The following is a 7,299-nucleotide window of genomic DNA, read 5'->3' on the forward strand; positions in this document are numbered from 1 at the left end:
GCATAAAAAAAGGCGCTATTAAAGCGCCTTTTCAAAACCTGATAGGAACTATCGATTTAAACGATTTTCGATTAAATCATCAACTACAGAAGGGTCGGCTAATGTAGATGTATCGCCTAAGCTTTGGTACTCGTTAGCAGCAATCTTACGTAAGATACGGCGCATGATTTTACCAGAACGCGTCTTAGGTAAGCCTTTCGCCCAGTGGATCATATCCGGTGTAGCGATAGGGCTTAATTCTTTACGAACCCAGTTACGCACTTCTTTTGTTAAATCATCTGAAGCGTCAATACCTTCTACTGGTGATACATAAACGTAGATACCTTGACCTTTGATGTCATGCGGGTACCCCACTACAGCAGCTTCCGCTACTGATTCATGAGCAACTAAAGCACTTTCAATTTCAGCTGTACCTAAACGGTGACCTGATACGTTTAATACGTCATCTACACGGCCTGTGATCCAGAAGTAATCATCTTCATCACGACGCGCACCATCACCTGTGAAGTACATGTTGTCATAAGTTGAGAAGTAAGTTTGCTCGAAACGGTCATGATCGCCATAAATAGTACGAGCTTGACCTGGCCAGCTATCAAGGATAACTAAGTTACCATCAGTTGCACCATCTTTGATTGTACCTTCACTATCCACTAGAGCAGGTTTAACACCGAAGAACGGACGAGTTGCTGAACCTGGTTTTAAGTCTGTAGCACCTGGTAATGGTGTGATTAAGATACCACCTGTTTCAGTTTGCCACCATGTGTCAACGATAGGACAGTTGCTGTTACCAATATTTTCGTGGTACCAGTTCCAAGCTTCAGGGTTAATTGGCTCACCTACTGAACCCATAACACGTAAAGTATCACGCTTATTCGTCGCATAAGGTTCTTCACCTTTAGCCATTAATGCACGAATTGCTGTAGGTGCAGTGTAAAGAATAGTTACAGCGTGTTTATCAACAACATCACCAATACGCGCACTGCTTGGGTAAGTTGGAACACCTTCAAAGATAACTTGTGTTGCACCGTTAGCAAGTGGGCCGTAAACAACATAAGAGTGGCCTGTGATCCAACCTACATCAGCCGCACACCAGTAGATGTCGTCATCGTGTAAGTCGAAAATGTATTCATGCGTCATTGAAGCATAAACCATGTAACCACCTGTAGTGTGCACTACACCTTTAGGTTGGCCTGTCGAACCTGATGTGTATAAGATGAATAGTGGATCTTCTGCATTCATCGGCTCAGGTTCACATGTAGCAGGTAAATCAGCCGTTAACTCATCTACCCAAACGTCAACGTCAGCATTGAACTCAACATCACCGCCCGTATTTTTAAATACTAAACAAGAAGTAATAGTTTTAACGTCTTCGCGCTCTAATGCTTCATCAACGTTTGCTTTTAATGGCACGGTACGGCCACCACGGCGACCTTCGTCAGCTGTGATAATTACTTTTGCATCTGAGTTAACAATACGATCTGCGATTGCGTTTGGTGAGAAACCACCAAAAATAACTGAGTGTACTGCACCAATACGAGCACAAGCTTGCATCGCATAGATTGCATCTAAAGTCATTGGCATGTAGATAGCAACGCGGTCGCCTTTCTCTACGCCAAGCTTTTTAAGGCCGTTAGCTAATTTTGCAACATTGTCGTGTAATTCTTGGTAAGTCACACTGTATGAAACGTCTGGAGAATCGCCTTCAAAAATTAAAGCGGCTTTATCTGCTTTATCTTTTAAGTGACGGTCAATACAGTTGTAAGATGCGTTTAATACGCCGTCTTCGAACCATTTGATGCTTACGTTACCGCGAGCATAAGACGTGTTTTTTACTTGAGTATATGGCTTGATCCAATCGATACGTTTACCTTGTTCAGCCCAGAAAGCTTCTGGGTTATCGACTGACTCTTGGTACATTTTAAGATAAGTGTCGTTATCGATAAGTGCACGCTCTTTCGCGTGGCTAGGTACTGGATATACAGCGTCTGACATTTGCATGCTCCGGCTTTTACTAATTGTTGTTATTTAATTATTCCCTTCCCTTGATGTTTTGCTGAACAACAAGGATTTTTATTCGTTGCTATCTTGCTTGGTATTATTGTTATTGTTGCTATGAACCAAAATGCATCAACATTGCTTCGGACTAGTGCAAGAACAAATAGCAAATCAAGACTAACAGCATTTTTTTCACTTTTTAAGACGTAATTAACCAAGAATTTATACTTTTTTAGCTTATTCGATTATTAATTAGACGATCTTGTTAATAAATGGATTGAGCTGTACGAACCAACTACAGCCTGTCATAAAATTGAAATAATAAAAATAAGACCAAAGTCTACAATTTTGTGCTGGTATATTAGTGATAGTGCTGTCCCTTAATCGGTAAACACAATTAAATAACAGTCGAAAAATGGCTTGAACTTAACCAGCAAAATAATAATATAAGGGGCTATAACGGACTCATTAAAGGTTAAATAAATGGAATTACAATCGCATTACCAAACCATTGGCCAAAGCTTATACCAAAGTATCCAACAGCCGTGGCTTTCTGCTCAAGTTAGTTTTCAACCAGAATCTACTGACGATAAAGTGCAAGCATCATTTGTTTGTAAAAATCAAAAGGTAAATGAATTAGACGTATCTAAGGCTGTTTGTGAAGCCATTGAAAATATTTATTACCAAGCTAAACAAAAGTCGAATGAATCTTGGCAAAGAGTGGTTTTCTTCATTACTCGCGACGGTGATTTTAAAATTGATTTTCAACAAGACGCTCAAGAGCACGATCTATTAGCTTCCAGCTAATATGTTTTTAGGTTAGTTGGTTCAATCTTTAAAAGTTGCATTCCCACATCTAGGTGCTGACATATATAAACCCTGTCTTTTGGCTTAACAGGGTTTTGTATATAAGATTCAGCCAGCACCAGAGCCATTAATAAATCAACTTCTCCTGAATAACCCACTATCGCGTTAAAACACGGCGCTTCAATTAAATCAGGTTCAAACACTGAATCATCAGTTTGCTTGTATAAATGGGCTGTTGTGCCAAACCACTTACGTATACTTTGCTCTGATAGCTGCCCAGCTTGAATCACCATATCTTCCAAACCAACTGACATCAGGTTTAACTGCTGGCTAATTTCATTTTCATCAAAAGATGCAGTCATATTAGCTGAAGATGACAAAAGCATAGCAACACCGCCCTCTCCGACTGTCACACCCAAGGGCCCGTTTTGCGTTTGAATTGGGTTAATCTGCCTGATAGATTCAATACTAGCTAAATCAATACAAGAGTCCGCGCCCAGCAGTAGCGTGTTATCGTCAAGTGTCGCTAAATCATCCAATTTTATCGAGTCGATAAACTTAATCTCACTGAGATTGGGCCATAGTTGATTAACACGGTTTTCAATATGGGAGAGTGCATCTGAGTCGTCTGCCAAGCAATTAGAAACAATTACAAGGTGCTCAAAGTTTGTTTCTCGCTCAACAACTTGCTCAATTAAATTCTCTAATAAAAGCAAACAACGCGTTGTTTTATCATAAGGAATGAGCGGTTCGAGTTGCACCTGTAAATGGTGATCGCCAAAACCAGACAAATCTAACTTCGACGGTTTGGCATATAACATACTATTTTCAATTGCGGTATAAAACGCACTTGCATGCATCCCCGCAGCGTTAACAAATGCAATGGGGTGATATTGAAATGTTTTCATTAACTTTGTTTGCCCTTAGCTTCAGTGACAATAATTTCACAAAGCTCATCAGGCTTTTTCTTTTCAATTTGAACTCGCCATAACAAATGAAAAGCTTGGTTAGGCGTATCGACAACAAGCGTGTCACATTTCATTTGCCTTTGAGCAAGCTGCTCACCTTGCTTAACAGATAATTGTGGAACTTGGTATGGTAAGCAAATATCAGTTTTATCACCATAATCCTTATTTGTGATAAACCCCGTCAAAGACAACACCCATTGTTCATCAAAATCGGCAGTTATTTGTTGATCATCAGGTGCATATTGATAAAAGCGCTTATCAAGGGCATCTTTAAATGGATACTCGCTATTTATCATTGCAGCTTGATCAATTTCAGCTTGCCTATCTAACCTAGGTTGCCAAATTTCAGGTATGGGGCCAAAACCGGCCACTTTGATAGATTGACCAGGACGCTTAATAAATTGATCGGCATATTCAATATTGACAACCGCCAGACCTTTAGCCTGTTTACTTTTTAAGTTAAAGCCAATACCTGCGGGGTTATCCATACACATTTTATCTGCATTATTTAAATCCACACCGCCGTATGTTTTTTCATAGCGTATATCCATGGCTACCAAAGGTTGAGGATCGCCAACAACTTTACCCAACAACGAATTTTGCCAAACACGATCGCCAACCACACGTAAACGCTTTTTGATGTCATTCGTTTGTTTTAAGCCGGCTGTTAATCCGAGCTCAACTTCCAGTACTCTAGCTTCTTTTCCTTTGGGTAACTCTGCTCTAAATTGGCCATAACATTCAAAAGCCGCTTTAAACGGCACCATTTCATTAGCAGCAGTCAGCGATGAAACACCTGGTTCACCTGCATATTCATCAGCGAAGATAATTTCCTCGCAAGGACACAGAGACGATACCTCGCCGTGCTCATCGTATTCAAAGCTCTGTTTGACAACCACGGTGATCGCAGGTGCTTTTTCTATAGACCAAGAGTCACAGCATTGAGCTTGCCATGGCGATAAATTATGCAACATTAATCTGTTCCTCTCTTTTTAACTTTGAACCAAGAGCTGAAAAGACTTTCCCACTGCAGGTGACTGAAATTAAGATCGAAAAGCGCACATGCATGAGAAAAAGATACCTTAGACAGCAAAGCTAATTGAGCCGCTTTGCCCGCTTTTCCGTGAAGTACCAAATGGGCATTGTCGGCAGTGTAATCTTGCCCCATTAATATTTTGTCTCCAGGCTTCTTCATAATTTGTTGGCGGTGAAGTTCTGCTTGATTAATGTTGGGCATTTTGTGCGTGTCACTTTTACTATCGCTATCTACTAGAGAAATAGCACTTTCAAATACCAAAGGATAATCAGTAAGCATTAACCAAATAGCGTAAGCCTGCTGATAACACTGAGCCAAAGACATCAGCTTAATGATCAAGGGTAATATTTGCTTATGTTGGAAGTGAGGTAAAACCATGATGATATAATCGGGATGGTTTTGACAAAAAATGGAACAGGGCTCTAACCATGTATCTGAGTCTGTTAACCCCGCTAAACTCAGTAGCTGAGCTTTGTGATCAATAGACGTTGCTTGAGCAAAGCGTTTTATTAAAGCCGCTCTTGCATCTTGGTTATTTTGTAAAAGCCCTCTTAACAAAGCGTATGTTGCAAGATGATCACTGTCACTTAAATAAAAAGGCGCTAAAGACAATTCAGTATGTGCTAGCAATAGACTACTCAGGTAACCATCTACTTCAAATTGCCCATGATGTGCACTATTTAAATGCCCATCTAGATGGCCAGCTTGCCAGTTTTGCAACATAATTTGGTAAATAGCGAGTGCGTTATCTTCTTGATAATGATACGCCTTCACTTGTTCAGTTAAATCAACGTGCTCTTGTTCTGATAATTTAATCAAACTGGCAAACAACGGCCAATAATCCGCAAATTCTGGCGCAGTGTGTATCTGCTTAATAAAACTCAAACGTTCATTAGGATGGGCTTTTAGTAAAATACAAAAACAAACAATACCTAGCGGTATATCTTCAACCAAGTTATCAAGTTTTGAGACAATCTCTGCTTGTTCAAGATCAGTTAAGTCGGTTACAGAAACACAAATTAATGGTGACAGCGCATACACGTGATTTAGTAAACGAATTTCCAAATTTTTTAAGGAAATAGCATCAAAACACAATCGACTTTGTAATAAGCGCCTTTGCTTTAACAAACTATTAATTTGCTGAACGTGAATGTTTACTTTAGCAACTAAATCGAACATGGCTATGCGTTAAGATTGATGTGATTGTTTTGGAAAAATCGAGCTATCACCCTATTTTCAAACTGTGATGCTTCAATGCCTTGTGTAAATTTAGCTAAATACTCTTTCATCAGGCCTGTAGCTTGTTGAAACTGAGCACTAAAACACAAATGCATGATCAGTGTTTGAAAAACGTTATGATCCAGTCGGTTTGCTTTTTTTAATGATTTTGCCGCGTTAAAGCCAAGTTCGTAATCTTGAATCGAAAAAGCAAGGGCAAGGTAACATTTATTGAAGGCCTGCTTACAAAGCTGAGGTTGGTGTTTATCAAGAATATCGAAGCCGCATTCAATTAATTTTTCATCAACACACACCTGTATAACTTGCTCAAAAGACATGGTCCCATTTTCATAACCTTGAGAGAGCGCAATCACACGCTCGCGCATTATTTGCTTTCGCTTTAACAATGCATCGAGCTTTTCATGTTTGATTGAAAAGAGTTTTGGGTTGCTAGTAATGTGTGCTTGATAAAAGTCATCCACTTTAGATATATGACCACAACGCAAACGTGTACTTAAATACAAAATAGCGGTTTCTAAATAATGCGGGTGACTGATAGGCATCATCTCAACGGCCTGATAAAGCAATTCGCTCGCTCGGGTTGGCCTAGATATATTCAGACAAATTTTAGCGATGCGAACTTTGATCTCATACGAATCAAATGTTTGGTCTAATTGTTCACATGTTGCAAGTGCGTTAAGAAAATCATGTGCACTAATTTGTTTATCAATGGTCTCTAAATGTGCATCAATTAGTACATTAAACTTCTCTACTTTAAGGTCTTGTTTTTTAACAACCGCTGACCAAAATTCAAACTCTTGCTCTTCTGATAGGGATGACTGCATAACAGGTTTTGCCAAGTGATCAGAATAAGCAGAATAAATATGGCTACTTCTTTTGGATGATGATCGACTAATTTGCTTAGGTTTGCTCTGCCCAATATAGAAGTATGCGAAAAAAGAGAATAAGGCAATACCGCCAATAAATAATACAAAATGCTCCATTTAAAACGCTCCTCGAATCCATGAGTAAATAAGCATTATCGAAATGCCCAGTGTACCAAAAGCCAATTTAAATTGTTATAAAAAACATCCCTAACAAGTTCTAGCCATTAAAAGCCTAGATAGGCGAGCCACACGTTATTTGCCTAAATATACGATTAAACTTGTATTTATTATCTAATACAGGCAATGGCATTGCTGGGTCTATCGGCCAGACTTCCCACGGTTTGGTAATTTCGGCTTGTGGTTTATCAAAGGCAAAATTAAACGCTTC

The 7,299-nt window shown here is 39.4% G+C and carries 6 protein-coding genes; 1 reads left to right on the forward strand and 5 read right to left on the reverse strand.

Features of this window, described 5'->3' with window-relative positions:
- Window positions 1–48: 48 nt before the first annotated feature.
- Window positions 49–1,992 (reverse strand): acetate--CoA ligase, encoded by a 1,944-nt coding sequence (gene acs, locus HR060_RS15435; protein WP_174201191.1) that lies wholly within the window; start codon window positions 1,990–1,992, stop codon window positions 49–51.
- A 486-nt stretch (window positions 1,993–2,478) separates the two neighbouring features.
- Here acs and HR060_RS15440 point away from each other — a divergent pair, with 486 nt between their 5' ends.
- Window positions 2,479–2,802, forward strand: coding sequence for a hypothetical protein (locus tag HR060_RS15440; RefSeq protein ID WP_174201192.1), 324 nt, complete (start codon window positions 2,479–2,481; stop codon window positions 2,800–2,802).
- On the opposite strand, the gene HR060_RS15445 is transcribed toward HR060_RS15440, so the two are convergent.
- From HR060_RS15445 to HR060_RS15460, 4 genes are read right to left on the reverse strand one after another with little or no spacing between them, the layout of a single operon-like run.
- Window positions 2,799–3,710, reverse strand: coding sequence for a hypothetical protein (locus HR060_RS15445; protein ID WP_174201193.1), 912 nt, complete (start codon window positions 3,708–3,710; stop codon window positions 2,799–2,801). The two genes, HR060_RS15440 and HR060_RS15445, sit on opposite strands and share 4 nt — an antisense overlap.
- Complete coding sequence (locus HR060_RS15450) at window positions 3,710–4,744, reverse strand: DUF2169 family type VI secretion system accessory protein (protein WP_174201194.1); 1,035 nt, start codon at window positions 4,742–4,744, stop codon at window positions 3,710–3,712. The genes HR060_RS15445 and HR060_RS15450 overlap by 1 nt, the downstream gene beginning before the upstream one ends.
- Window positions 4,744–5,985: a hypothetical protein gene (locus tag HR060_RS15455; protein ID WP_174201195.1), complete on the reverse strand. Its 1,242-nt coding sequence runs from the start codon at window positions 5,983–5,985 to the stop codon at window positions 4,744–4,746. The genes HR060_RS15450 and HR060_RS15455 overlap by 1 nt, the downstream gene beginning before the upstream one ends.
- Before the next feature lie 2 nt (window positions 5,986–5,987).
- A complete protein-coding gene (locus HR060_RS15460; protein ID WP_174201196.1) occupies window positions 5,988–7,028 on the reverse strand; it encodes a hypothetical protein in 1,041 nt (346 codons plus the stop codon).
- Window positions 7,029–7,299 lie beyond the last annotated feature (271 nt).

Origin of the sequence: Marinifaba aquimaris (assembly GCF_013328345.1) — a bacterium.
Classification (GTDB): domain Bacteria; phylum Pseudomonadota; class Gammaproteobacteria; order Enterobacterales; family Alteromonadaceae; genus Marinifaba; species Marinifaba aquimaris.